This is a genomic window from Mahella australiensis 50-1 BON, assembly GCF_000213255.1.
Classification (GTDB): Bacteria; Bacillota; Clostridia; order Mahellales; family Mahellaceae; genus Mahella; species Mahella australiensis.
This window is the reverse complement of the sequence record NC_015520.1, coordinates 2,075,543-2,101,972: the sequence shown is the minus strand read 5'-3', so window position 1 is coordinate 2,101,972 and position 26,430 is coordinate 2,075,543. Positions and strand designations below refer to the sequence as shown.

The 26,430-nt window shown below is 42.5% G+C and carries 24 protein-coding genes; 22 read left to right on the top strand and 2 right to left on the bottom strand.

Annotated features, from left to right (window positions below):
* Positions 1-31: 31 nt before the first annotated feature.
* From guaB to MAHAU_RS09755, 16 genes are all read left to right on the top strand, one after another.
* The gene (gene guaB, locus MAHAU_RS09830) at positions 32-1,489 is read left to right on the top strand and encodes an IMP dehydrogenase (protein WP_041644556.1); all 1,458 of its coding nucleotides are present in this window, start codon (positions 32-34) and stop codon (positions 1,487-1,489) included.
* Positions 1,490-1,601: 112 nt separating this feature from the next.
* Positions 1,602-2,564 (top strand): phosphate ABC transporter substrate-binding protein, encoded by a 963-nt coding sequence (locus tag MAHAU_RS09825; RefSeq protein WP_013781577.1) that lies wholly within the window; start codon positions 1,602-1,604, stop codon positions 2,562-2,564.
* Positions 2,565-2,638: 74 nt separating this feature from the next.
* Positions 2,639-4,360 carry a methyl-accepting chemotaxis protein gene (locus tag MAHAU_RS09820; protein ID WP_013781576.1) on the top strand — a complete coding sequence of 574 codons (1,722 nt, stop codon included), beginning with the start codon at positions 2,639-2,641 and terminating at the stop codon, positions 4,358-4,360.
* Between the two features lie 79 nt (positions 4,361-4,439).
* Positions 4,440-5,327, top strand: a complete 888-nt coding sequence (pstC, locus tag MAHAU_RS09815; RefSeq protein WP_013781575.1) for a phosphate ABC transporter permease subunit PstC — start codon at positions 4,440-4,442, stop codon at positions 5,325-5,327.
* Entirely contained in the window at positions 5,324-6,211 is an 888-nt protein-coding gene (gene pstA, locus MAHAU_RS09810; protein ID WP_013781574.1) for a phosphate ABC transporter permease PstA, read from the top strand. The genes pstC and pstA overlap by 4 nt, the downstream gene beginning before the upstream one ends.
* Before the next feature lie 89 nt (positions 6,212-6,300).
* Entirely contained in the window at positions 6,301-7,095 is a 795-nt protein-coding gene (locus tag MAHAU_RS09805) for a DUF1614 domain-containing protein (protein ID WP_013781573.1), read from the top strand.
* Positions 7,082-8,194 (top strand): stage II sporulation protein P, encoded by a 1,113-nt coding sequence (spoIIP, locus tag MAHAU_RS09800; RefSeq protein ID WP_013781572.1) that lies wholly within the window; start codon positions 7,082-7,084, stop codon positions 8,192-8,194. Before MAHAU_RS09805 ends, spoIIP begins: the two co-directional genes overlap by 14 nt.
* 2 nt (positions 8,195-8,196) lie before the next feature.
* Positions 8,197-8,610, top strand: a complete 414-nt coding sequence (locus tag MAHAU_RS15100) for a DUF3189 family protein (protein WP_013781571.1) — start codon at positions 8,197-8,199, stop codon at positions 8,608-8,610.
* A 9-nt stretch (positions 8,611-8,619) separates the two neighbouring features.
* Positions 8,620-9,084: a DUF3189 family protein gene (locus tag MAHAU_RS09790; RefSeq protein ID WP_013781570.1), complete on the top strand. Its 465-nt coding sequence runs from the start codon at positions 8,620-8,622 to the stop codon at positions 9,082-9,084.
* A gap of 246 nt (positions 9,085-9,330) precedes the next feature.
* The gene (locus MAHAU_RS09785) at positions 9,331-10,224 is read left to right on the top strand and encodes an ABC transporter permease (protein WP_463179960.1); all 894 of its coding nucleotides are present in this window, start codon (positions 9,331-9,333) and stop codon (positions 10,222-10,224) included.
* A gap of 14 nt (positions 10,225-10,238) precedes the next feature.
* Positions 10,239-11,132 carry a carbohydrate ABC transporter permease gene (locus tag MAHAU_RS09780; RefSeq protein ID WP_013781568.1) on the top strand — a complete coding sequence of 298 codons (894 nt, stop codon included), beginning with the start codon at positions 10,239-10,241 and terminating at the stop codon, positions 11,130-11,132.
* A gap of 50 nt (positions 11,133-11,182) precedes the next feature.
* Positions 11,183-12,853, top strand: coding sequence for an extracellular solute-binding protein (locus MAHAU_RS09775; protein ID WP_013781567.1), 1,671 nt, complete (start codon positions 11,183-11,185; stop codon positions 12,851-12,853).
* 56 nt (positions 12,854-12,909) lie between these two features.
* Entirely contained in the window at positions 12,910-13,902 is a 993-nt protein-coding gene (locus MAHAU_RS09770; RefSeq protein WP_013781566.1) for a LacI family DNA-binding transcriptional regulator, read from the top strand.
* A 20-nt stretch (positions 13,903-13,922) separates the two neighbouring features.
* Entirely contained in the window at positions 13,923-16,298 is a 2,376-nt protein-coding gene (locus tag MAHAU_RS09765; protein ID WP_013781565.1) for a glycoside hydrolase family 94 protein, read from the top strand.
* A 35-nt stretch (positions 16,299-16,333) separates the two neighbouring features.
* The gene (locus tag MAHAU_RS09760; protein WP_013781564.1) at positions 16,334-17,080 is read left to right on the top strand and encodes a class I SAM-dependent methyltransferase; all 747 of its coding nucleotides are present in this window, start codon (positions 16,334-16,336) and stop codon (positions 17,078-17,080) included.
* A 51-nt stretch (positions 17,081-17,131) separates the two neighbouring features.
* Positions 17,132-18,151, top strand: a complete 1,020-nt coding sequence (locus tag MAHAU_RS09755; protein WP_216086235.1) for a carbohydrate kinase family protein — start codon at positions 17,132-17,134, stop codon at positions 18,149-18,151.
* Positions 18,152-18,238: 87 nt separating this feature from the next.
* Here the strand turns inward: MAHAU_RS09755 and MAHAU_RS09750 are convergent, their stop codons facing one another.
* Complete coding sequence (locus MAHAU_RS09750) at positions 18,239-19,090, bottom strand: aldo/keto reductase (protein ID WP_013781562.1); 852 nt, start codon at positions 19,088-19,090, stop codon at positions 18,239-18,241.
* A gap of 66 nt (positions 19,091-19,156) precedes the next feature.
* A complete protein-coding gene (locus MAHAU_RS09745) occupies positions 19,157-20,959 on the bottom strand; it encodes an FAD-dependent oxidoreductase (RefSeq protein ID WP_013781561.1) in 1,803 nt (600 codons plus the stop codon).
* Between the two features lie 299 nt (positions 20,960-21,258).
* Between MAHAU_RS09745 and MAHAU_RS09740 the strand changes: the two genes are divergently transcribed.
* From MAHAU_RS09740 to MAHAU_RS15770, 6 genes are all read left to right on the top strand, one after another.
* Positions 21,259-22,293, top strand: a complete 1,035-nt coding sequence (locus tag MAHAU_RS09740) for an FAD:protein FMN transferase (RefSeq protein ID WP_013781560.1) — start codon at positions 21,259-21,261, stop codon at positions 22,291-22,293.
* Positions 22,277-22,660 carry a NusG domain II-containing protein gene (locus MAHAU_RS09735; RefSeq protein WP_013781559.1) on the top strand — a complete coding sequence of 128 codons (384 nt, stop codon included), beginning with the start codon at positions 22,277-22,279 and terminating at the stop codon, positions 22,658-22,660. Before MAHAU_RS09740 ends, MAHAU_RS09735 begins: the two co-directional genes overlap by 17 nt.
* 14 nt (positions 22,661-22,674) lie before the next feature.
* Positions 22,675-23,193, top strand: coding sequence for a Gx transporter family protein (locus tag MAHAU_RS09730; protein WP_013781558.1), 519 nt, complete (start codon positions 22,675-22,677; stop codon positions 23,191-23,193).
* A gap of 10 nt (positions 23,194-23,203) precedes the next feature.
* Complete coding sequence (locus tag MAHAU_RS09725) at positions 23,204-24,172, top strand: polyprenyl synthetase family protein (RefSeq protein WP_013781557.1); 969 nt, start codon at positions 23,204-23,206, stop codon at positions 24,170-24,172.
* Between the two features lie 140 nt (positions 24,173-24,312).
* A complete protein-coding gene (locus tag MAHAU_RS09720; RefSeq protein WP_013781556.1) occupies positions 24,313-25,212 on the top strand; it encodes an ABC transporter ATP-binding protein in 900 nt (299 codons plus the stop codon).
* 929 nt (positions 25,213-26,141) lie between these two features.
* Positions 26,142-26,426 (top strand): hypothetical protein, encoded by a 285-nt coding sequence (locus MAHAU_RS15770; RefSeq protein WP_171804978.1) that lies wholly within the window; start codon positions 26,142-26,144, stop codon positions 26,424-26,426.
* Positions 26,427-26,430 lie beyond the last annotated feature (4 nt).

The window sequence follows — 26,430 nt, the reverse complement described above, 5'->3', positions numbered from 1 at the left end:
TTAAAATAATAAACAGAAGGTCGTGATTATCATAGATGATAAATTTGTGAAAGAAGGCTTAACCTTCGACGATGTGTTATTGTTGCCGGCTAAATCCGATATTATACCGAAAGAAGTAGATATATCCACTTATATAACTGCAACTATAAAGCTGAACGTACCAGTGCTAAGCGCTGCGATGGATACGGTTACAAATGCAAAACTTGCCATAGCCATAGCGCGCGAAGGCGGCATAGGTATCATACATAAGAATATGTCTATAGAGGAACAGGCTATGGAGGTGGACAAGGTAAAACGCTCGGAGCACGGCGTTATAGTTGATCCGTTTTATCTGTCGCCCAGGCATAAGGTGTATGATGCCATGGCTCTTATGGAAAAATATCGTATATCAGGCGTGCCAATCGTAGATGAAAATGGTAAGCTTGTAGGCATAATAACCAACAGGGACGTGAGGTTCGAAACCAATTTCGATCAACCCATAGCCAACGTTATGACAGCAGAGAATCTGATTACTGCACCTGTGGGGACCACGCTTGAACAAGCTCAGGAGATATTGAGGAAACATAAGATAGAGAAACTGCCATTGGTGGACGAAAACGGCATGTTAAAAGGGCTTATAACCATAAAGGATATAGAGAAGGCCATACAATATCCTAATGCTGCCAAAGATAAAAACGGGCGACTATTGGTAGGGGCGGCCGTAGGTACAGCACGCGATACATTAGATAGAGTGGATGTTCTTGTGAAGGCCAAGGTAGACATTATAGCAGTGGATACCGCTCACGGCCATTCCTCAAAGGTTATAGATATGGTGAAAGCTATAAAGAGCAAATATCCTGAAATGCAGCTAATAGCGGGCAATGTGGCCACTGCTGAAGCTACCAGAGAACTTATAGAAGCAGGAGCAGATTGTGTGAAAGTTGGCATAGGTCCGGGCTCAATATGTACGACGCGCGTGGTGGCTGGCGTGGGCGTTCCACAGATAACGGCTGTATATGAATGCGCTAAAGAAGCTGATAAGTACGATATACCGGTTATTGCCGATGGCGGTATAAAGTATTCCGGTGATATAACCAAGGCTATAGCTGCAGGTGCCAGTGCCGTCATGATAGGCAGCCTGCTGGCCGGTACTGAGGAAAGCCCTGGAGAGATGGAGATATATCAAGGCCGTAGCTTTAAGGTGTATCGAGGTATGGGCTCTCTGGGAGCCATGGCATCAGGCAGCAAAGATAGGTACTTCCAAGAGGACAGCAGCAAATTCGTACCTGAAGGCGTAGAAGGGCGCGTTCCTTATAAAGGGCCTCTTTCCGAGACCGTATTCCAGCTCATGGGAGGTTTGCGCTCGGGTATGGGCTATTGCGGATGCCATACTGTAGATGAGCTGCGCACCAAAGCTAAATTCGTAAGAATAACCGATGCCGGCTTAAAGGAAAGCCATCCACATGACATCTATATAACCAAAGAAGCTCCCAACTATACGCTGAGGTAAATCGGCTTAACGTAAATTTAACATGGAATTAATATAGAATTTACATTGCTATGATATGATTACACTTGTTGAAAGATTAAATAAAATTTTTTGGAGGTGTAATTATATCATTATGAAAAACTCGAGAAAAAGATGGTCTATATTATTGGTGTCAGTTATGCTGATGCTGTCTTTGGTGGTGCTTTCTGCATGTAGCGGCAGCGGTGATACCGCAGCGCCTAGCAATGATGCGTCGACGTCTGACAATAGTGCATCAGGTAGCGACGATACGTCGAGCAATGGCTCTTCTGAAGAGACCGCCCCTGCAGATGACCTGTCAGGGACAGTGACAGCGGCAGGTTCTACGGCTCTACAGCCTTTGGTGGAAGCAGCAGCGGCCAAATTCATGGAATTGCATCCCAATGTAATGGTTACGGTACAGGGTGGCGGAAGTGGTACCGGTTTAAGCCAGGTTTCTGATGGCGCTGTAGATATCGGCAATTCCGACGTGTTTGCCGAGGAGAAACTGGATGCCGATAAAGCTAAAGAATTGGTTGACCACCAGGTGGTAGCGCAAGGCTTCACGGCGATAGCTCATAAGGATGTCGGTGTAGATAATCTTACCAAACAACAATTGAAGGACATATTCTTAGGCAAAATAACCAATTGGAAGGATGTCGGCGGCAAGGATCAGGCCGTAGTGGTTGTTAACAGGCCTACCAGCTCTGGTACAAGGGCTACTTTTGTAAAAGTAGCATTCGATGGCGAAGAGCCTATAGAAGGCAATACGCTTACCGAAGATTCCAATGGTACCGTGCTTAAAACCGTGGCTGAAACGCCAGGTGCTATAAGCTATCTTGGATTGGCTTACTTGAACGATACGGTGATGGCATTAAAGCTTGACGGTGTAGAGCCAACAGTAGATAATATAGTAGCCGGCACATATCCTATATGGTCATGGGGTCATATGTATACCAAAGGTGAGCCTACTGGCGCTGTAAAAGCGTTCCTGGACTTTATGACTACCGATGACGTAGCGGAAATAGCCAGACAAAAGAACTATATAGCGGGTAGCGATGCAGCCAAGCTGAAATAAATCGCTATATAATCAAAAGCCGGTGAGAACCGGCTTTTTTTAACTCTATAAATGATAAAAGGAAGGCGACACATATGGCAAAGCTTATAAAAGGCGTTACTGCATTAAATGCCCGCATAAAGATTCAATATAAAATAATGGGATTATTGATTGCTATAGTCCTGATATCGATAGCGGCTGTAGGCGGCGTATCATATTATTACAGTAACCGCAATATAACCGTTCTCATGGATACGCTGCTTTCCAATTCTACGCGTAGCGTTGTACAGCAGGTTACGGCTATAATGTCTGGCTTAAATACACAGGTATTTGATTCGCGCTTAAAAATGATATTATTAGCCGAGAGGAACGGCTTCAACAACCAAGGTATGACTGCCTACATCTATCTCATAGATTTAAATGGCAATACCATAGATTGGATGGGCAATGGCCGAGACGATGTGCTGAATACATATGATAAACAATTGGTGGATAGCATTGTAGAACAGAAAAATGGTATCATAAATGAAAATGTCGGTGGTCATGACATGAAAATATCTTTCGGGTATATTCCAGGCAAGGATTGGATTTATACAGTAGGCGTCCGCAGTGCCGATTATCTTACATATGTTAATGAAATAGGGAAGTACATATTATGGATAGCGCTTATAAGCCTTGTCTTAGCGGTTATAATAGGATGGATGGGCAGCATGATGTTGACCAACCCTATAAGGCGTATAGCCGATGCAATGCGACGAGCAGAAAGCGGCGATTTTACTGTGCGAACCGATGAAATGGCGATAAGTCCTGAGATTACCGAATTAAGCCATGGTTTTAATAAAATGATACATAATGTGGAGAACCTGATTACCGATATAAAGACGGCGTCAGTCAGCATGTCGTATACCTGTAAAACACTCATAGAAGCATCTGATATAAACGCCAAGAGTATGAGCAGCATATCTCAAGGCGTAAAAGATATAGCTATTGGCTCTGAGGAGCAGGCAGCCGAGATAGAGGAGACGGCGGCCGCTACACAACAGATGTCGGCATCCGTAGAAGTCATAGAGCAAAAAATACAGGAAACCGATAGAGCCAGTAAAGCTATGTTGGAGGCGGCGCAGCACGGTAAGGAGCGGCTTAACGATATGGAAGGTAGAATAGCATCGTTGGCCGATGGTATAAGGAATACATTCCAGCTTATAATGACCATACATGATCGCTCTGAGTTGGTCGCTAAAGCCGTCGGAATAATAAAGAATATAGCATCGCAAACGCAATTGCTCTCGCTCAATGCCTCTATAGAAGCAGCTAGAGCAGGTGAAGCCGGCAAAGGTTTTGCGGTGGTGGCATCTGAGATAAAAAAATTGGCTGAGCATTCGTCGTCATCTGCGGAGGATATAGGCAAGATAATGACGTCGATGTCAGATGACGTGGATAAGGCGGTGGATATAGGGCGAAGCTGCAAGGATCTCATGGATGATGCGAATGATCTGATGCAAAGGTTAGATAAGTCATTCGGTAGTATTCTGAGTAATGTAGATAACACCGATGAACATATAGGTGCTATGGTAGAAGAAATAAATCAGGTGAATAGCGGAGTGGAGGCCATAGTAGAAGCTATGTCGCGTATATCTGGTACTGCATCGGACATATCCGCAAGTTATAAGGAGATAGCTGTAGCGACCAGGCAGCATGATGAAATAATGCGTGCACTCGACGAATCGGTACAGAGATTGTCCAGTATGGCACAGATGCTCAGTGAGAGCGTGGCCGAGTATAAAATAGCGTCCGAAGTAATAGCAGCATGGAACTGAAAATTTAACACAGAATTAACAATGTTTTAAGATACGAATGGTATAATAATGCCGTATGTAAATATACGGAGGAGTGAAGATGAATACATTAAAAGCTAAAAAACGCAATGAGGCTTTTGGCCGCTTTATAACCTTCCTTTGTGCTATATTGGTAATCATAGTTACATTTTCGTTAGTCATATTTATTGCTTCTAAAGGGTTAACCATTTTTGTAAAAGATGGCGTTTCTCCAATCGAATTTTTGACGTCGACCAAGTGGCGTACGGAGGCTAACCCGCCTCAGGTGGGAGCTTTGACATTTATAATAGGATCACTTGCGGTATCTATACTCGGCATTGTGATAAGCGCGCCGGTGAGCATATCATCGGCCATATTTATGGTCGATATCGCGCCTGCATGGGGGCAAAAGTTGCTTCAGCCGGTCATAGAACTTTTTGTAGGCATACCTTCAGTGGTGTATGGATGGATAGGCCTCAGCGTGCTAGTGCCTTTTATACGCAATAATATAGGGGGATTGGGCTTTAGCGTGCTGGCTGGCGGCCTTGTGCTTGCCGTCATGATGTTTCCAACTATAGCCAGTGTGGCGGCCGATGCCTTAAGAGCGATACCTGAAGAATTAAACGAAGCTTCGTTGGCTTTGGGCGCGACGCGCTGGCAGACCATACGCCGCGTACTGCTGCCCGCTGCGACGCCGGGCCTATTGACGGCTATCATATTGGGCTTGGCCAGAGGACTGGGCGAAGCATTGGCCGTGCAAATGGTCATAGGAAATGCTATGAATATACCTTCCTCCCTCCTGGACCCGGTTCATACCATGACCAGTATTATAACGATGGAAATGGGCAATACAGCCATGAATACATTGCCCAACGATGCTTTATGGTCTATCGCTTTGCTGCTGCTCATCATATCGCTTATATTTATATTGATTATCCGTGCTATCGGTAAAAAGGAGGCTTACAAATGAGCGCGAGGACCGCAGACAAAATAGCTACGACGATTTTTTATATAATAATCGTTGCTGTAGTCTTACTATTGGCGTCACTTTTGGGATATATTCTCTATAAAGGTGGACATGTTATAAGCTGGGACTTCATTACATCGCCTTCTAAAACGCTGGATGCCGGTGGAGGAATAGGACCTCAAATTTTCAATTCGTTTATGATGCTCATTATTTCCATGATTTTCACGATACCGCTGGGATTAGGCGGGGGCATATACCTTGCCGAATATGCGCGTCCGGGAAAACTTACCGACGCTATAAGGTTGTGCGTTGAAACGTTAGCATCGCTGCCGTCCATAGTAGTAGGTCTTTTCGGATTGCTGGTATTTGTTAATTTCACCGGTTGGGGCTATACATTACTGGGTGGAGCATTGTCCTTGACGGTCTTAAACCTTCCGGTTATGACCAGGGTATGCGAAGATGCCATACGGACGGTTAAAGATGAATTAAAAGAAGCCAGCCTAGCGCTTGGTGCAACCAAATGGCAGACCATAACCAAGGTGATACTTCCGATAGCGCTGCCGGGTATACTTACAGGCATTATACTGACATCTGGTCGCGTATTCGGCGAAGCGGCCGCTATAATGTATACTGCAGGCATGTCATCGCCTAATATAAACTTTGAGGTATGGGATTTCACTAATCCGCGTTCGCCGCTTAATATAATGCGGCCGGCTGAAACACTGGCCGTTCATATATGGAAAGTCAATTCCGAGAGCCTTTTACCGGATGCCCGAGAAGTAGCTGATGGTTCATCGGCTGTATTGATCATAGTGGTATTGCTATTTAATGCTTTGGCACGCTGGCTGGGAAGTCGGCTGCACAGGCGCCTGACTGGCAAAGCGTAAAAAAACATTTTATATATTTGATTTTGATAAAAAATCACCTTTGAGGGCAATATAAATATTGCTCAATATTGAAAAGAGGTGATTTTTTTATGACTTTTGGATTGGTAGCGCTTATAGCCGTAGCCATTTTAATAGTATTCGGTGTGGCGCAGAGAGTGTTGGATAAGCTACGGCTGAGCGATACGGCGGCTTTGCTGTTTGTGGGGGCTATGATAGTAGGCACATTTATACCAGATATACCGTTGGGGTTCGGTATGTCGATAAATATAGGCGGCGGTATAGTGCCTATAATATTGGCAGTATATCTACTGGCAAAAGCTGAAACGTCAACCGAGCGCAATAGGGCTATAATAGCGTCCTTTATAGCAGGTGCAGCCGTATTTCTCGTGGGGCGTTTATTTCCTTCCGAGCCGGAGACTATGCCTATAGATCCCATGTATATTTACGGTATAATGGCCGGCCTTATAGCATACCTTTTAGGTCGCTCGCGTCGTTCAGCCTTTATAGCCGGTATTATGGGAATGATCATAGCAGATGTTGCGCAGGGATTGACCAATCTGGCTTCAGGCATTACGGGGCCGGTTAGCATAGGCGGTGCGGGCATGTTCGACGCCACGGTTATATCCGGCTTGTTGGCTGTTTTGTTAGCAGAATTGGTCGGGGAGAGCCGCGAAAAGTTACAAGGCGGTACGGCAAAAAAAGATATGGGCTACGATAAAGGCCATTTCACCAGTATGCTGGGTCAAGATCAGGAGATCAGCGATGAATTATCAACACCGGATATAGGACCTGATAGTTCGTGTAGTGTGGTAGAAGTCTGTTCCGACGACGATAATATCATCATTACGCCAGTTCAGGAGGGAAATGAAGATGAAAATAAATAAGTTGGTTGTATCGGTTCTGATATGTTTGTCGCTGGTAATCGGAAATATACAAATGCTTGTAAAAGCAGACGATTGGTATGGTGAAGAAGAAAAATATTTTACGATATATGACCAAGATGACAAAGAACTTTTTATGATCGCATGGGATGTGTCCAAAGATGACGAATATCTGAGCAGCGATAATAAGAGGTATCGTATAATATCGGTAGACCAGCAAAATCATACTGCTAAAGCGGAATATATAGAGACCATAACGCTGCCGGATGTAGATGTATCCATGATAGATGATGTGGAGGCCGTTATGGCACAACAAGGCGATGATAAGAAGATAGCCATGTATTGCACGCATAGCGATGAGTCTTATATACCCAGCGACGGCACTTCGAGCAAACCGGAAAAAGGCGGTATATATGATGTGGCCGAGGCTTTTAAGGCTGGTTTGGAAAAGCACGGCGTTAAGGTGAATTTAGATGAAACATCACACGTGCCGCATGATGCGGGAGCATATAGGCGTTCACGGCGCACGGCGCTTCAGCTTATACGTAAAACCCAACCGGCCGCTACATTTGATATACACAGAGATGCTGTACCTCACACGCAGTACGTTACCACAGTAGCCGGCGAAAATGCCGCAAAGGTGCGCATTGTCATAGGCCGCCGCAATCCCAATAGGAAGGCCAACGAGGCACTGGCCTATAAGATAAAGGCATTAGCTGACAAGACATATCCTGGTATGGTCAAGGATATATACTATGGTAAAGGCGACTATAATCAGGACCTTTCGCCCAGATCGCTGCTTTTCGAATTCGGCACTTATGATCATACAAAAGAAAGAGCAGAAAATTCGGCAAAAATTTTTGCGAACGTGGTATCGACAGCAATATTCGGCGGCAGCGTTAAATCGCCCGAAACAGGCCAAACCGCTAAGACCAAACCGGCCCAAAAGAGCGATGCCGGCACAGGCAGCGGTATCATATGGTGGATTGTAGGTATTGCTGTGGTAGGCGGCATATTCCTGTTTGTGAGTTCGGGCAGCAAGGAAATGTTCAGCAAAATAAAGAATAATTGGACCAGCTTTTTGGGGCGCAATAAAAAGTAGGTATGAAAATAATATACCATAGCTATTCACCCTCATATGCCGCTGCGGTGGCTGCTGCTATGCATATTGGCATATTGCCTGGAGAATATGTACCAGACAATAAGCAGATATTAAGTATACCATATTTTGGGAGAAAATACGCCTCGTGTTTTGGTCTGTTTATATATGTAGGAATAGATGAAGGCTACAATGAGGTATATATATTAGGCACTAAGAATAATATTTCTGTTGTAAGAAACGAGCTGGTTTCTGTCGATTATATATTGCATATGGACGAAGGGGTATATTATGCTGATGTAAGTGGGTTAGACATAAATATATCCCTTCCTGAGCAATTGTATTATATGCTACTGAAAAAGCGATATAGCGCGTTTATAAAAGCGGTAAGTTATGTGAAGAATCAAATCTCAGTATAAGGATTTTTTATGAAACTTATTTATACATGCTACGGCGGTTCTCATTCCTCTGTTACCGCTGCTGCTATACATTTGGGTTACTTGCCACGGAAGGGGATGCCGACATATGGACAATTCCGTGCTATTCCGTTTTACGATGAAATGGACGAGGATCAATTGGGTAAATGGGTATTTATGGGCACAGATGAATTCAATAATGATATATATATATGCGGCGTCAAAGGTGATAAGGATTTGGCCATAAATGCTGTATATAGTTATCTTAATATATCAGGCATAACTGCTGACCACATAATAATGGTCGATGCATTGATAACACTTCATCCGCTTACATCCATAGGCGGATATATGTCACGGCACTTAAGATGGGTAAAACTGGGCCGGCCGCTCAGCATAGAGGGTATTATGCGTACATATGGTCAGTTTGTGGAACTTGTGGACAAGGTAAAAGAATATGAGAAAAAATTTTTGTGATATCTATTGACTAGATGCTTTTAGGATTGTATAATGAAAGCAGATTTATAGAAACGTTTCGATATAGGTGATACAGCTATATTATATGTGTTTTGATAATCAAATAACAGGGGTAAGGCGATAAACCAGTCATTTTATAGAAACGTTTCGATAACGGGTGGTATTTTTAAACCGTACAGAAGGGAGAGTTGGCTGACAATGGGGAGCTCTAATAAGTTGGATAGGGGTATTGGCAAGAACTCTACTATGAGATATGCGATAAGGAATTATGATCTTTATATAATGTTAATTCCGGCAATATTGTATTTCCTTATATTCCATTACCTGCCTATGTATGGCGTGCAATTGGCATTTAAAGATTTCGTAGCTACTAAGGGCATATGGGGTAGCCCTTGGGTAGGATTTAAGCATTTTGAACGATTTTTTAACGGCTATAATTTTGGGCGTCTTATGGCGAATACGTTGGGTATAAGCTTATATAGTTTAGCAGTTGGATTTCCTATTCCTATAATATTAGCTATAATGATGAACGAATTAAGAAACGGCGTTATAAAGAATACTGTGCAGACTATAACATATGCACCGCACTTCCTTTCTACAGTAGTTGTAGCAGGGATGATAATTTCATTTCTTTCGCCAAGTAATGGCATAGTCAATAAACTGATTGTAGCTTTAGGGGGACAACCTATATACTTTATGATAGAGCCTGCATGGTTCAAAACGATATATGTATTATCGGACGTATGGCAGCATATGGGATGGAACTCGATTATATACATGGCTGCATTAGCTGGCATTGATCCCGAGCTGCACGAGGCTGCTATAGTCGATGGGGCTAGCAGGATGAAACGGATTTGGCATATAGATTTACCTGGGATAATGCCTACGGTTGTTATACTTTTAATCCTAAATGTCGGGAGCATAATGAACGTGGGCTTTGAAAAGGTGTTCTTGCTGCAAAACAATCTGAATATGCCAGCGTCCGATGTTATATCGACATATGTATACAGGATGGGTATATTAGGAGCGCAGTACAGTTTTTCTACTGCCGTAGGTCTGTTTAATTCTGTGATAAATTTCATACTTTTGATTATAGTAAATACTATTTCGCGTCGCGTCAATGACGTGAGCCTGTGGTAAAGGAGCGATGATGTATGAATAATAGGCTTATAGAGTCAAGGAGCGATAAGGCTTTTGATATAGTAAATGGATTTTTATTAGTATTAATAACGGTAATAGTATTATATCCTCTAATATATGTTGTCAGCGCTTCTTTTAGTGATCCAATGAAGGTTTTAAACGGTGAGATAATACTTTTGCCCAAAGGTATTAATCTTGATGCTTACAAGAAGGTTTTTGCGGATAATGAGATTATTTCCGGTTACTGGAATACCATACTCTATACGTTGGTGGGCACGGCAGTAAATGTTATATTGTCTATTATTACAGCGTATCCGTTATCGCGAAAGGATCTTCGTGGTGGGAACATATTTATGGGATTGTTTACTTTTACGATGTTTTTTAGTGGTGGATTGGTGCCGACTTACCTAATTATAAGGGATTTGGGATTGATAGATAATTTTTGGGTTATGGTACTGCCAGGGGCTATTTCTATATACAATGTTATAATCATGAGGACGTACTTTCAGTCCAGCATACCGTTTGAACTTCAGGAATCAGCTATGTTGGATGGATGCTCAAATTGGAGAATATTATGGAGCATAATTTTACCTTTGTCAATGCCCATAATAGCTGTTATGGTACTATTCTACGGGGTGGGTCATTGGAATTCCTATTTTGACGCACTTATCTATTTGAGGGACCAAGCTAAATATCCATTGCAACTGGTCTTAAGGAAAATATTAGTTCAGAATCAAATGCAGCAGCTCATGAATTCAGCAAGTGAGTCGATAGCTCAGCAGCAGGTGTTGGCTGAAGGTATAAAGTACGCTACTATAGTTGTCGCTAGTGTACCTGTACTGATTATATATCCGTTTTTGCAAAGATACTTTGTTAAAGGTGTTATGATAGGTGCTATTAAGGGATAGATGTATCCCTTTAGCAAATATAAAACAAATATTTTTAAGGAGGAATTTCTATGAAGCGCGGTTTTAGGTTTTTGTCTTTAGTGCTTGCTATTTTGATGATAGCATCTGTTATGTTGGCTTGTTCAAATAGCGATACTACCGAGGATAGTGCATCTCCGAGCGGTGAACAAGGTGGATCTGATGAACAGGCTTCCAACGGGGAAACGACAGTGCCGGATTCTTTAAATGAAACGGGTCTACCTATTGTAAAGGAGCCCATAACCATCAAGGTTATGTCAAACCAGTCGCCTGGCCAAGCCAATAACGCTGATATGCCTGTCATAAAGAAATATGAGGAAATGACCGGCATACACGTAGAGTGGGAATTGGTGCCGTGGGATAACACTACCGAAAGAAAGAATCTGGCATTGGCCAGTCAAGATTATCCTGATGTATTTATCAGGATGTTTATCGATGCTACCGACATAGTAACATATGGCAGTCAGCAGGGGGTATTCATAAAACTCAATGACTATATCGATAAATATGCGCCCAACATAAAAGCTTTTTATGAAAAGAACCCAGATGTAGCTAGAGGCTTAACCGCTCCTGATGGTGGTATTTATTCCTTCCCACGACTTATTGACCCCGATTTCTTATCGATGAGATTAGGAGATCGTTTGTGGATAAGAAAGGGTTGGATGGATAAAATAGGGATAAAAGAGCCGGCTACAACTGAGGAATTATATAACGCTCTGAAAGCATTTAAAGAGCAGGATCCGAATGGTAATGGCCAGGCAGATGAAATACCTTTGACAGGACAAAATTTAGGCAGTATCATAAAGAATATAAAAGGAGCGTGGGGCTTAGGCAACAGAGGAAATGCTGCTAATTTTGTAGATATGGATGAGAGTACCAACCAGCTCAGATTTTGGCCTGCAGATGAGAAGTATAGGGATATGGTAGAATATATGCGCAAACTTTACTCAGAAAAATTATTGGATCAAGAGATATTTACTTCTGGTTGGGATAAAGTCATAGCAAAAGCAAATAATGGTACAATAGGTGCTTATGCTGGTTGGAGTCCAACATTGCTAACAGTTACTGATTATACAGGTATAGGTGTGCTGGAAGGGCCGCAGGGCGACAAGATAGTACCTTCGCTATCTCCGGTTGCTGAAACACCGTTTATGGCTGTGATTACCGATAAAAATAAATATCCTGAGGCAACGGTAAGATGGCTCGATTATATGTATAGCGAAGAAGGTATCAAGCTATTCAATATGGGTATAGAAGGGGAAACATACACGGTGGATGCCAATGGGGAATATGTATTCACCGATGTTATAACTAATAACCCGAATGGTTTAAATCAGGATCAGGCTAGGTCGCAATATATGCCCTCGGTTTCCGGCTGGCCGGGGATTACAATGCAGAAATATTTTAAGGGTTCTGAATCTACTGAACCACCGATGGAAGCGGCTGAAAAGTCCAAGCCGTATATTATAAAAGAAGTATGGCCGCAATTTATATTTACCACTGAAGAGAATGATAGATTGGTGGCGTTGAAAGCAGATATAGAGGGCTATGTGAATGAGATTCAAGAGCAGGTTATAAACGGCAAATATTCGTTTGATGATGAGGGTTGGAATAACTACGTAAATCAGCTTAAGCAAATGGGATTGGACGAGTATTTAAGCATCTATAAAGCGGCTTATGACAGATACAGTCAAGCGCAGTAAATTCTTAGGATACGGGGTCTAACCCCGTATCCTATAATTTTAGAGGAGGTGATAATATAGTTACTATAAAAGATGTAGCCAAAAAGGCCGGCGTTTCTATATCGACGGCATCATATGCATTGAATAACAGCGGTCCGGTAAGTGCTGAGACAAAAGAGAGGGTCATTAAAGCGGCGGAAGAGCTTAAATATCGTCCGAACGGTAATGCGAGGGATTTAAAATCGAGTAAGACCAACACGATAGGACTTATAGTTTCTGACCTTGCAGGTCCTTTCTTTTCAGAGCTTATAAGGGGCGTGCAGGAAGCGACGCTGGCCAGCGGATATGACCTTATGGCACTTAGCGCTATAGGGGGATTTGACAGCACCGCGGCCAAATTCTTGAAAGAAAAACGAACCGATGCCATGATCATATTTGCGCATAATTTGGATGATAATCTGATAAAATCGGCTGCACGGCAAGATATGCCCATAGCTTTGCTGGATCGCCGATTAAGCAGCAAATATATTATAAATATCGAGGTGGATAACTTCAATGGCGCTTATAAGGCTGTAGAATATCTTATATCTTTAGGATATAAGAGAATAGCATATATAAGTGGTAGCGATGATTCGTACGATAATATAAAGCGCTTTGAAGGCTATAAAGCGGCTTTAGAGGCTTATGGAATAGGGTATGCCCCGAAATTATGTTATAAGGGGAATTTCATAGAGGCAGGGGGTTATCAAGCCGCTAAACTGATGTTACTTCAGAACGATTTGCCTCAGGGAATTTTCGCCGCTAATGACGAGATGGCCATAGGGGCAATGGAAGCATTTGATGAAGCTGGCCTGAAGGTAGGCAAAGATATAGCCATCATAGGGTTTGACGATATAAGGCTGGCTCAATATGTCGATCCGCCGTTGACGACGATAAAGCAACCGGTGTATGAAATGGGTTGCCTGGCAGTACGCCTTTTGATGCAAGCTTTGCAGGGAGATTTCCCAAATGAGGAGGAGATTATACTCCCTGCCGAACTTATAATTCGCAAATCATGCGGTGAATCGTAAAATTAAGAGGAGTTAAGATTATGGGATTATTTGAAAATGAGTATGGATATTTTTCTGATGATGGCAGCGAATATATAATAAAGACGCCGTTCACACCACGGCCTTGGGTAAATGCTATAAGCAACGGTGAATATTCATTTATCGTTTCTCAGACAGGCGGAGGCTATTCGTGGCGTTTCAGCGCTGGCGAAAATCGTCTCACCAGGAGCTTTCAGGATATAATAGAGGATAGGTGGGGCAAGTACATCTATATTAGGGATAACGATACGGCTCAATGCTGGTCACTCAGTTATAAACCGATGTGTCGTGAACCTGAGCACTACGAAGTTCACCACGGCATAGGGTATACGACCTTTATACAGGAATATAAAGGGATAGAAAGCCGGTGGACGCTTTTTGCCGTACCCGGTCAACCTCTGGAGATATGGAGAGTAAAACTTATCAATAAAAGCGATCGAAAGCGTTCGCTTGACCTGTTCACGTATATGGAATGGACTCTCGGCAATGCTCCTGACGAGCATAGGGAATTTCATAAGCTGTTTATAGATACGCAATATAATAATGATATAAATGGGTTCACAGTTAGAAAATATATGTCCGATTTGGCTAATGCTAAAGGACAGCATAGCAACCGAAGTTGGGATTATGTAGCGTTTCACACGTCGAGTTTAAAGCCAGTATCATATGATGGCGACAAAGAGTCGTTCATTGGCATGTACTGCGATGAGAAGAATCCAAAAGCAGTGCATGATAGAGTATTAGCCCGCAACGTAGGGCGATTCGGCGATGCCATAGCCTCCCTTCAGGTCAGTGTAAACCTTGAGCCATATGAGCAGGAAAGCCTTTGTTTTACCCTCGGTTGTGCTGATAATGGTGAACAAGCCATCGTGCTTGCTAAAAGGTATAATGATACGCGCGAATGCGAGGCGGCTTTTGAGAGCATGAAAAATTTTTGGAAGCCTTTATTACAGAATGAAATTATTCGAACGCCTGACAAGGCCATGGATTTTATGACAAATACATGGCTTAAATATCAAGCTATTTCCTGCCGCATATGGGGAAGAGCTGGTTATTACCAGGTCAGCGGGGGTTATGGATATAGAGACCAACTGCAGGATTCTCTTATATTTCTGGAAAGCGCACCTGAGTACACCAAAGAGAGGATACTTATACATGCAGGCAAACAGCACAGCGATGGTACCGTGCTGCATTGGTGGATGCCGCTGGGCAATTGGGGTAGCATAACTACTTGCTCCGACGATCTGCTTTGGTTGCCTTATGTAACCGAAAATTATATCAAAGAAACCGATGACTACTCTATATTGGATGAGGTTGTGCCATATTACGATGGTGGGGAGGATACATTATATTGCCATTGCGTTAAGGCCATTGAAAGAAGCTTTATGCGTTTCAGCCCGCGAGGTATACCGCTCATCGGTGAGAACGATTGGAACGACGGATTAAATGGCATAGGCCTTGATATGAAGGGCGAAAGTTTCTGGGTCGGCGAATTCTTGTATGCGATATTGACCGATTTTATACCTATCATGCGCTTGAAAGCCGATGATATTCTTGCCGATAAGTGCGTCGATGTACAGTCTGTATTAAAAGAAAATATAAATAAGTTCGGTTGGGATGGACAGTGGTATATTCAAGCGACTACGGATTGGGGGGATAAAATAGGCTCAAAGGATAACAAAGAAGGGTGGATTTATTTGAATCCGCAAACATGGGCCGTGATAAGTGGCATAGCTGATGAGAAGAGGCGAAAGCAGTGCATGGATGCAGTGACAGAGTACCTATTCAAAGATTGCGGTACCTTGCTTTTATATCCCGCATACAGCGAGCCGTCGGAAGCCCTGGGATATATATCGCGGTATGCACCAGGATTGAGGGAAAACGGCGGCGTATATACCCATGCAGCTACGTGGGCGGTAGTAGCGTATATCATGGCGGGCCAGCCGGAGAAAGCATACGAGCTATATCAGAAAATATGCCCTCCTAACCGTTCGTATGATATTGATTCATATAAAGTGGAGCCTTATGTTACACCTGGCAATACCGATGGTCCACAGTCGCCGAATTTCGGCAGAGGTGGTTGGACGTGGTACAGCGGCTCGGCCCAATGGTTGCATAGGGTGGCGGTGCAATGGATACTCGGCATACGGCCTGAGAAAGACGGTTTGCTTATAGCGCCCGCTATACCGTCAGCATGGGATGGATTTAGATATACGCGCTTGTTTCGCGGGACGATATATGATATATTAATAAATAATAACGCTCATGTTAATAGCGGAATTAAAGAAATAAAGCTGGATGACAAAAAAATCGACGGCAATAAATTACCGGATCTGCGAGACGGTAAATGCCATAAAGTCGAGGTTATAATGGGGTAAGCCAGTATATGCTAGCGCGTTGAAAGGATTATGATATGGGCTTTTATGAAGAAATAAGCAGATATTATGATTATATATTTCCGGTAGGACAACAACAATTAGACCTCGTGCAAAGCGTGTTTGATAAAAGCGCCAGCGTGTTGGATGTAGCCTGCGGCACCGGTACCTATACGCTTGCTATGGCTAAGATGGGATATAATATGATCGGTATAGACATAAGCCGAGCTATGATCGATATAGCCATGGCCAGTGCCGCGGATGGTGGGCTAACTGCGGCATTTTATGTTATGGATATGACCGACTTGTCCGTTTTCCAACCGGCTAGTTTCGATGGCGTCATGTGCATGGGCAATTCTTTAGTGCATCTAAGCAATGAAGCGATGGTTTCGATCGCTCTTAAAGAATTCCATCGCGTCTTGAAAGCACCTGGAAAGCTATTGCTCCAAATAATGAACTATGATAGAATCATTAAATATCGCATCGATCAATTACCTACCGTACGCAACGACGATATAGGCCTTGTATTCAATAGGCGATATCGTTTTGAACCACAGGGGTACATAGAATTCATTACTGAGTTAACTGTTGGTGGCCAATGCTTTGAGAATTCGGTAAAGCTTTTGCCACTGCAAAGCCAAAAGCTTGTTTCAATCCTTTCAGATGCGGGTTTTGCTGATATTAGCCTTTACGGTGATTTCGACAAGCGACCGTTTGATTTGGATAGCTCGATGCTGTTAGTGATCGAGACGGCTAAAGATCGAGGTGGCGCGTATTGTAAGTGATTGCGGGGCGATATATAATAAAAGCGGCGCGATAATAATTAAAGGAGGAGCATGATGAATCGGAATGGGATTGCCATAGGCGGCAATATAGTCTTCGACTATGTCAAGATTATAGACAGTTATCCGAAACAAGGGAATTTGTCTACCATATTGTCTATACAGCGGTCAGTCGGAGGGGCCTTGCCGAATACGCTGATAGATTTGGCAAAAATGGATGGAGACATTCCGCTTGAAGGCATTGGTGTGGCAGGATGCGATGAGCCTGGAGATTTCGTTATAGATTTATTAAAGAAACATGGTATTAATACAGATATGATAATTCGCCAAGATAAACTGGGTACATCTTTTACTGATGTAATGACCGTGCAATCGACCGGAGATAGAACATTCTTCCATTTTAGAGGGGCCAATTCATTGCTGGATATTTCTCATTTTGATTTTAACCGTATAAAAGCTGATATACTCCACGTAGGTTATGCGCTCCTATTGGATAAATTGGATGCTTATGATCCCGAGTATGGTACGGTATTGGCCCACACATTTTTCTTAGCCCAATGCAGCGGTATGAAAACATCGCTGGACGTAGTCAGTGAAAACAGCGACCGCTTTTCGAAGATAGTACCCCCAAGTTTAAAATATACCGATTATTGTACCATTAATGAAGTGGAAGCATCCCTTATAACCGGTATTCCGGCAAGAGACAAGGACGAGAAGCTAATTTTGGATAATATGAAACCGATATGCACTAGATTAAAGCAGATGGGGATTGGTCATTGGGCTGTTGTGCATGCGCCTGAAGGGGCTTTCGCTTTGGACGACAGCAATGATTTCTATATTCAGCCATCGCTGGAACTGCCGGCCGGGTATATAAAGGGAACGGTGGGTGCCGGCGATGCATTTTGTGCCGGGGTATTGTATTGCATTTATAAAGGTTGGGACATAAAAAAAGCTCTTCAAATAGGTACTGCCGCGGCTGCAAGCTGTCTCTCCGAGCCTGGTTCTACAGATGGCATGAGGGATATAGATAGTATGGAAAAGCTATTTATGACTATGCCGCGGCGCAAATTATAACATTCTTGTTGATTGTTGCAGATGATTAGCTAAATAGCGAAGGCGGCCTGTTACGACCGCCTCTAATCCTCGTATAACGCCTATCTTTCATTGTGGGAATATGGATTTTAATCCCTTTGCTCGTTGTTTTAAAAACTCTACCTCTTCATCGGTTATTTTCTCGAAAGGCCTTTCACCTATGCTTAAAGCGAGCTTAAATAAATTAGGATCACCGGGCGGTATAGCTGCTGTTACATTAGGTTGCGATAATGTAAAGCGCAATGCTAGCGCTGCCAACTCAGGATCATCGACCGGCTTATACCAGCAATTTGGATAAGCGCGCACTTCATTTTCAGTCCACGGGGTCATAGCCATGGCCTTTATAGCCAGATACCCCATACCCTTTTGAGCGGCTTTTTCTACTACTTGCGGGCCGAAATCAGCATTGAAGAAATTAACCCAGTTGGTGGGGAACAATATGGTGTCAAAGTCGAAAGCATCTATGAGTTTTAGGGCTATCTCCACGGAATGAGCTGAAAATCCTATATAACGCGTCAGGCCTTTGCGCTTGGCCTCCACCAGAGCTTCTAGAGCTCCATTAGGTCCCATGGCTATATCAAAATCTTCTTGTGTGGTCATGGAGTGCATTTGATACAAATCAAAATAGTCGGTACGCAGATTTTTCAACGATTGCTCAAGCTGTTTCATTACGCCGTCCTTGGTACGTTCCTCGGCCTTACAAGCCAGAAAGACGTTATTGCGTTTACCTTCCAAGGCATATCCGAGTTTTACTTCTGCATCGCCATATGTGGGAGCCACGTCAAAATAATTGACATCTTTATCTATGGCATCAGCTACTACATTATTGGCATTAGATTGTTCCATGCCGGATACCACTATTCCGCCGAAACCGATTATAGAAAGCTTTTCTCCCGTTTTTCCGAGTACGCGTTTCTCCATTTTATATAACCTCCTGCAGTTTAAATAATTAAGGCAGAATCTTTAATTCTGCCTTAATTATATCACTTATTGGTCTTTTTTCAACACATGCTTTATCAAAGGAATCAGTGCCAATCTGTGATTGCGCTGGTAATAGCGTATCAATTCCTTCAGATACGGCATGAAGTAATAATCCAGTCCAAAAGCCCTTCCTGCACCGCCCAGCATGGCGATGGACAATACCAGTATCCAAAGATTACCCGGATTCAACAATGACGGTGTTACAGCGGCTCCTGCGCTGGCGCTTGCCGATAACATGAAGTTTATACTCATGAAGGCTGATATAATGCCTCCTATAAACGTTAGGAAACCGAATATGAACATAAGGCCTAATGCCAATTCGGTCAGCACTATGAGCGACTGGAAAAATATCGCATTAGGGTATATTATATGTTCAGCTATCCATGCGTACCAACCTGGTGTAGATGGACCAACGAGCTGCAAGCTGGCACCGGAACCGACGTCGCCTATCTTGGCGTAACCTGAAAGCCATCCGTCCTGTACCTTGGTTATGCCCTCGGTTATCCACAATAACCCGAGGAAGAAACGTATGAGGGACAGCCAGAAAGTTTGGGATTTCACCGTCATATGTTTTATGATCATGGGACGGCCTCTGTTGCTTTGGAAGAAATGATATTTTATATATTTTACTATCGATTCTATGCCGCCTACCCCGAATAAGAAATTAAGGTTTACAAGATGCTTCATCAGGAGCGCAAATACGCCCGACATCTTCATATTCATGACATGAGCTACGGCGTAGGTGCTGCCTATGGATACCATAACGCCGCGCAGCTCCAGCTTAAATTCTTTCTTGGGCTGCCCGTGTATGTCAGCGGCTATATTATAGCACGCGCACTCGGCGCTTTCCATGGCTGATTCCACCAAAGCCGGCATCTCACCGTGTTCGGTAACGAAGTATGCATCATCGCCTATGACATATATATTAGGATCGTCTACCGATTGCATATATTTATTTACTTCTATCTTGCCGCGCTTACCGGTTCTAAGTCCGATATTCTTTACAAAATCTTTAGCTTCCACGCCGCCGGTCCATATGAATGTGCCCGCTTTTATCGTCTCTCCGGATTTCAAGTGTATGATGCCTGGTTCTACTTCTGTTATGGGCGAATCGGTCATGATGTTTATGCCCTTTTTAGTCATGTAGTTTTTGGCCTTTTCGATCAATGAATCAGGCAGATTAGGCAGTATCTTGGGCAATGCTTCGACGATGATAAGGGTACGCTCTTCTTTTGGTATACCATACCGTTTACACAATACTTCAGTCCATTGACGCAGCTCACCCATCATCTCCACACCTGTAAATCCACCGCCACCTACCACGAAAGTTAGTAATTCCTTGCGCTTGGCAGGGTCTTTTTCTTTAGAGGCCTGTTCAAATACATCCAGCACATGTTGATGTATCTTTTTGGCATCATCTAGCGACCACAGCGTTAAAGCATTTTCTTTCATACCTGGGATGCCAAAATATGCAGGTTGACTTCCGCAGGCGACGATAAGATAATCGAAAGGATATTCCGCTTCATCCGATATCAGTTTATGGTTGTCGACATCAACGGTTTTAATGGTATCCTGTACAAAACGTACCTTGGTATGCTCGAGTACGTGTTCTATAGGTACCAGTATGCCGTCTTCCGATACCCTGCTTCCGGCTACTTCATGCAGTTCTGTGAGGTATACGTGATAAGGGCTTTGGTTTACCATTAAGATATCGACATCTTGATCGTTTTTGAGATACTTATGTATAGCTTTAGCTTCGGTAAGGCCGCCAAAACCGGCACCAAGTATCACTATGCGTTTTTGTGGCAAATAACATCTCCCCTTTGCGTTAAAATATTAACCATGATTGTTAAATAATTAGTCCAATAGTTATACTATGCTTTTAATATTGTATCATATACGATATTTTTTTCAAGCAATATTTTGCTGAAGAATAGCATTATAATGGCTTAATACAACAAACAATGGAATCATGGTATTCCGCAATATAACAGATGAAATACCGAAGAAAATTTGATATAATGTTAACCAATGAGATATTGTCGATTTTTGTACAATACTATGCTATACTATTCATTAGTTTAATTATTTTTGAAGGAGCAAATAGCTTGAAATATAAAAGGCTTGTATCATTATGGTTGATCATTGTAAACCTGCTGCTCATTGTATCGGCATGCAGCAAAGAGCCCGAAAAAACAGTAAAAACCGAATTCCTTATGGATACATTGATGGAGCTTACTGCTTATGGGCCAAACGGCGAAAAAGCTATAGATGCCGCTATGAAGCGTATAAAAGAAATAGATGTACTGATGAGCGTAAGCTCTGAAACGGGAGATGTGTATAAAATAAATAAAGCTGCGGGACAAGACCCTGTAAAAGTCAGCGATGAAACCATGTATGTCGTGCAGGCCGCTCAACATTACAGTCAATTATCAGAGGGGGCTTTTGATATAACAATAGGGCCGCTGGTAAGTCTATGGGGTATAGGCAAGAAAGAGGAGGTACCGTCTCAGGCGGCTATAGATAGCACGAAAGCCCTTGTAGATTACAGAAAGCTCCGAATAGACGCATCGGCGGGTACTATAGGATTGCCGGAAAGAGGCATGTCCGTAGACCTCGGGGCTATAGCAAAGGGATATGCGGGCGATGAGGCAGTAAGAATATTTAAGGAGTATGGCGTAAAAAACGGTATAATAAGCCTGGGGGGCAATGTTGTCGTGGTAGGTACCAGGCCGGATGGGAAACCGTGGCGTGTGGGCATACAGAACCCCTTTAAGCCTACCGGTAATTATGCAGCGGTGGTCGAAGAGACAGATAAGACTGTCGTGACGTCAGGGACGTACGAACGCTACTTTATAAAAGATGGCAAGCGATACCATCATATTTTGGATCCGTCTACCGGCTATCCAGCGGATAACGGGTTGGCCAGTGTCAGCATTATAGCGGGTAAATCCATAGATGCCGACGCTCTTTCAACTACCGTATTTTTATTAGGCCCTGAAAAAGGTATGGAGATTGTCGAGGATCTGCCTAATATCGAATGCATCATGATAACAAACGATAAAAGAATTACCGTGTCCAGCGGTCTTCAGGATAAGATCAATATAACCGATAAGGATTTTGTATATGAAGAAGGGCGATAGAATACTGCTGCTCGTTATAGCCATTGCCGTAATGGTTGGCTATGGGACATTGTATTACCGCGATAATATATCTGACGCAAAGGCTACAGGGGCGATCATAAAAACAGGTAATGATATCTACAAAGAAATACCGGCATCGCGTATGCAGAAGGATGATATTTTTACTGTAGAGATAGCTGGTGGAGGGTATAATACGATAGAAGTGAGTGCTGGTCGTATCAGAGTAAAAGATGCAGATTGTATTGATAAGATATGTGTTAATACGGGATGGATAGATAAGCCCGGGGAGATTATAGTATGCCTCCCGCATAAACTGACCGTACAGATTATGGGTCAGCCTTCCGGTGTAGATAGCGTGGCTTATTGATGAGTGGAGATTCTATGCGCAGAACTAATAAGATCGTATTGTTGGGCGTAATGGTGTCCATAGCCCTTATGTTGCACATATTTGAGAGTTTTATACCGCTTTCGGGCATTATGCCTCCCGGAGCAAAGCTGGGCTTGGCCAATATCGTTACTTTAATAGTTATAATGTTTTTTGGCTTTAAAGAGGCTGTTGTAGTGGTCATACTGCGGACGTTTTTGGGTTCGCTATTCGGTGGCGGGTTTGTGGTGTTTTTCTACAGCCTGGCTGGAGGCTTGCTCAGTACCGTAGTGATGAGCATTATGTATAAAAGGTTTGATAAATATTTTAGCCTGGCTGGTATAAGCATTGCTGGGGGCGTGTTTCATAATATAGGTCAGCTGCTGGTATTTAGTATAGTTGCCAATACAGCTGGAATATTCGCTTATTTGCCAGCATTATTGATTACCGGAGTGATGGCCGGTTATTTTATAGGATTGGTGGCCTCGTTTTTGGAACGATATATAAAAAGTCATATGAAATGGCTTATGAAATAAGGAGATAGGTATGCCTGCATTTGAACTTTATACCGATGACATTAAGCAAGATATGGATTCTGTCGATAATTATATAAAGCGAGCGCTTAAGACGCATCAACGCTTGCTTTCTGATGTTATAAATCAATTGGCCGGATCTGGAGGTAAACGCTTAAGACCCCTTATGGTGATATTGTCGTCGCGATTCGGCGGTTATAAACGCGATGAGATAATCCATCTGGCCGCTGCGATAGAAATCCTTCACATGGCCACATTGGTACATGACGATATAATAGATGATGCGCCTATACGGCGCGGCGAACCGACCGTACAATCGCGTTGGGGTAAAGATGTGGCCGTTTTTACCGGGGACTTTTTATTTAGTACGGTCTTCTCGTTGCTCAGCAAAGAAGTGTCGTTTGACGATCTTTATGAGGTATCGAGAGTTGTAAAGCAGATTTGCGAGGGAGAAGTCGATCAATACCAACACCGCTACAATACTGCAGTCTCTGTGCGCTCTTACCTAAGGCGCATAAGACATAAAACCGCCGATCTGTTTGCTCTAAGCTGTGTCATAGGTGCAAAAAGGGCAGGTTGCTCCAAACCGATATATAACGCCTTAGAAAATTTTGGCATGGACTTCGGTATGGTATTCCAAATCATAGATGATATACTGGATTTTGAAGGCCAGCAGGAGGAGTTAGGCAAACCAGCGGGTGCTGATTTTGAAGAAGGCGTATATACCTTGCCGCTGATATATGCATTAGATACCAAGTATCGTTTGCCTTTGCTAGATGTTCTGAACAAAGACAGGTATGATGCTTCTGATGTGGAAGCGGTTAAGGCTATGGTCAAGGCAGCGGGCGGCATAGAAAAAGCGCGTTCTATAGCGAACAACTTTGCGGCTAAAGCGGTTGAAGACATAAAGCTGCTGCCAGATAATGAGCACAAGCGTATTATGCTGGCTATATTGAACGAATCGGTGGAACGTAGGTATTGATGATGTTTATATAAAATTGCCTAGGTTTCACAGTACCTACTACGAAAATAATTTGCGCCATTTTCATTTACGGTTGTGATCATGATAGCATGAGGCGTTGAACAGTTACAAATTAATTTATATGTAAGAGGTTATTTTTCATGGGGAATGATATAATCTATGTAAAAGATTTGGAAAAGTCTTATGGCGAGAAAAAGGTTCTGCACGGTATATCTTTTAACATACATAAAGGACAAATCGTCGGCCTCTTGGGAGAAAATGGTGCAGGCAAAACTACGATTCTCAAGTGTATCGCGGGATTACAGTCATTTGATGCCGGCAATATTTACTATCGTAATCGAAGCTTGAAGGATGATATGAGCATACCTAGGAATTTTGGCATTTTAATAGAAAGCGCTTTTTTAGACTACCTTACCGCCAATGATAACCTAAAATTGTTGTTATGGGCAGACGGAGAAGTAGATTCGAGGATAATTTGGGATAAAATAAAAGAGAGCCTCGATTTAGTGAAGCTTTTGGATGTAAAAAATAAAAAAGTTAAACACTTTTCTTACGGCATGAGACAACGATTGGGCTTAGCTCAAGCATTGATGACGGCTAAAACCTTCCTTATGTTGGATGAACCTTTTTTAGGACTAGACCCTATAGGGAAAGATATAGTGAAGAATGCTATTGTGTCGAAAGCGAAAGAGCATAATATGGCAGTGCTTTTTTCCAGCCATGACTTAGAAGATGTGGCGGACATATGTGATACTGTTGTAATGATAAAGCAGGGACGTTGCACCTTTAATGGACCTATGCAGCGCTCCAGATTATATACTGTACAGATAGATAACATTCCTGATGGATTCATAGGCGAAGCATCAAAAATGGGAGTAGAATTTTTGTCTGATAATATCTTGAAGTTCCAACCATCTAAGGCGGACAAATATTCCATAGATGATCTTCTTAAACTCATCTATACTTGTAATATGCATGTGGTAGATATATGGGTAGAAGAATTGTCATTGAAAAATTTGTTTATGGAGCGTGATGTCTGATGAGAGAGATATTTAGGGCAGAAATATTTAAAATAACAAGGAAAGTAGAATATTGGCTCTCTTTTATTATATTCATAGTACCTTTGATCCTTGCTTTTAGTATTCAATATCCGAAATTCGGATTGGATATAAGTTTTCCTCCAGGCGTATCTACGATATCGAGGTTCTATCTGATGATTGTGACTTTAGGCTTTGTCACCGACCTTGGGGTATACCATATTCTTTTTTCGGTAATCGCGACCAATACTTTGTCCAGTGAAATCGATAGTAATTATTTCATGCTTTATTTGCCGAGGTTAAAGAGAAAGGACAACCTTTATACTGTAAAGAGCCTGGTGTTAAGTGGGGCGTTGTTGATACATATACTATTGTACTGCATCTTCTCCTACTTGGTTTCCGAGATTATAATTACCTCTAATTCTTTAATATCTCAAACTTTTTTTGATAAATATTCGTTTTACTGTTTCGCTAATATGATAGCTATGGCCTTTGAGCTCATTTGTTTTGCAAATATCGCGTTGTTCACCGGCTTATTCTTTAAACCCCTTCAAAATATTTTATTATCGATCGGAATCTTCATTTGCTCAAATATATTTTACTCTACGCCGATCGTTAAATACATAATACCGCGATATTATACAAAAAGCCTTGCCGCTTTGCCAGATATGACAGAAAAAGGGCCGATTTCTTACAATCTCATAATGGTCATCATAATCTCGTTTATGTATATTATTATAACAAACATTGTAGGAAGATGGAGGATAAGGAAAATGTAGGCGTGATCAGTAAGCGGTTTTTGAAATGAATAGCAATTGAAACTAAAGGAGAAACTTCACGCCTTACTTTTGCGTAAAACAACATCACCTATTGTGAGGCAACTTGCCTTATTACTATTGCTAAAGCAGGAAGGCTTAAAGTAGTATAATAGTATGAAGTGGTTTTATAGTTACTGGTGCTATGATTTGTTATATTACTATGGAATATGTGTACAAATGAACATTGATCGAGGAATGAAGAGGCTTAAAACATCATTGCCAGAAGAAATGATAAGTGCTAGACTGATATCTATCTTCCAAAAAGTGATTGCCGGTTGGTACGCTGCTCCTGTTAAGCGAGGAAATATATTTATACTTTGCGATGATGAAGGATATGTAATAAAGCTATTTGCCAAGAATATTAGCTTGCATAAATTGGCTATGGGGGGTAAAATATAGATAG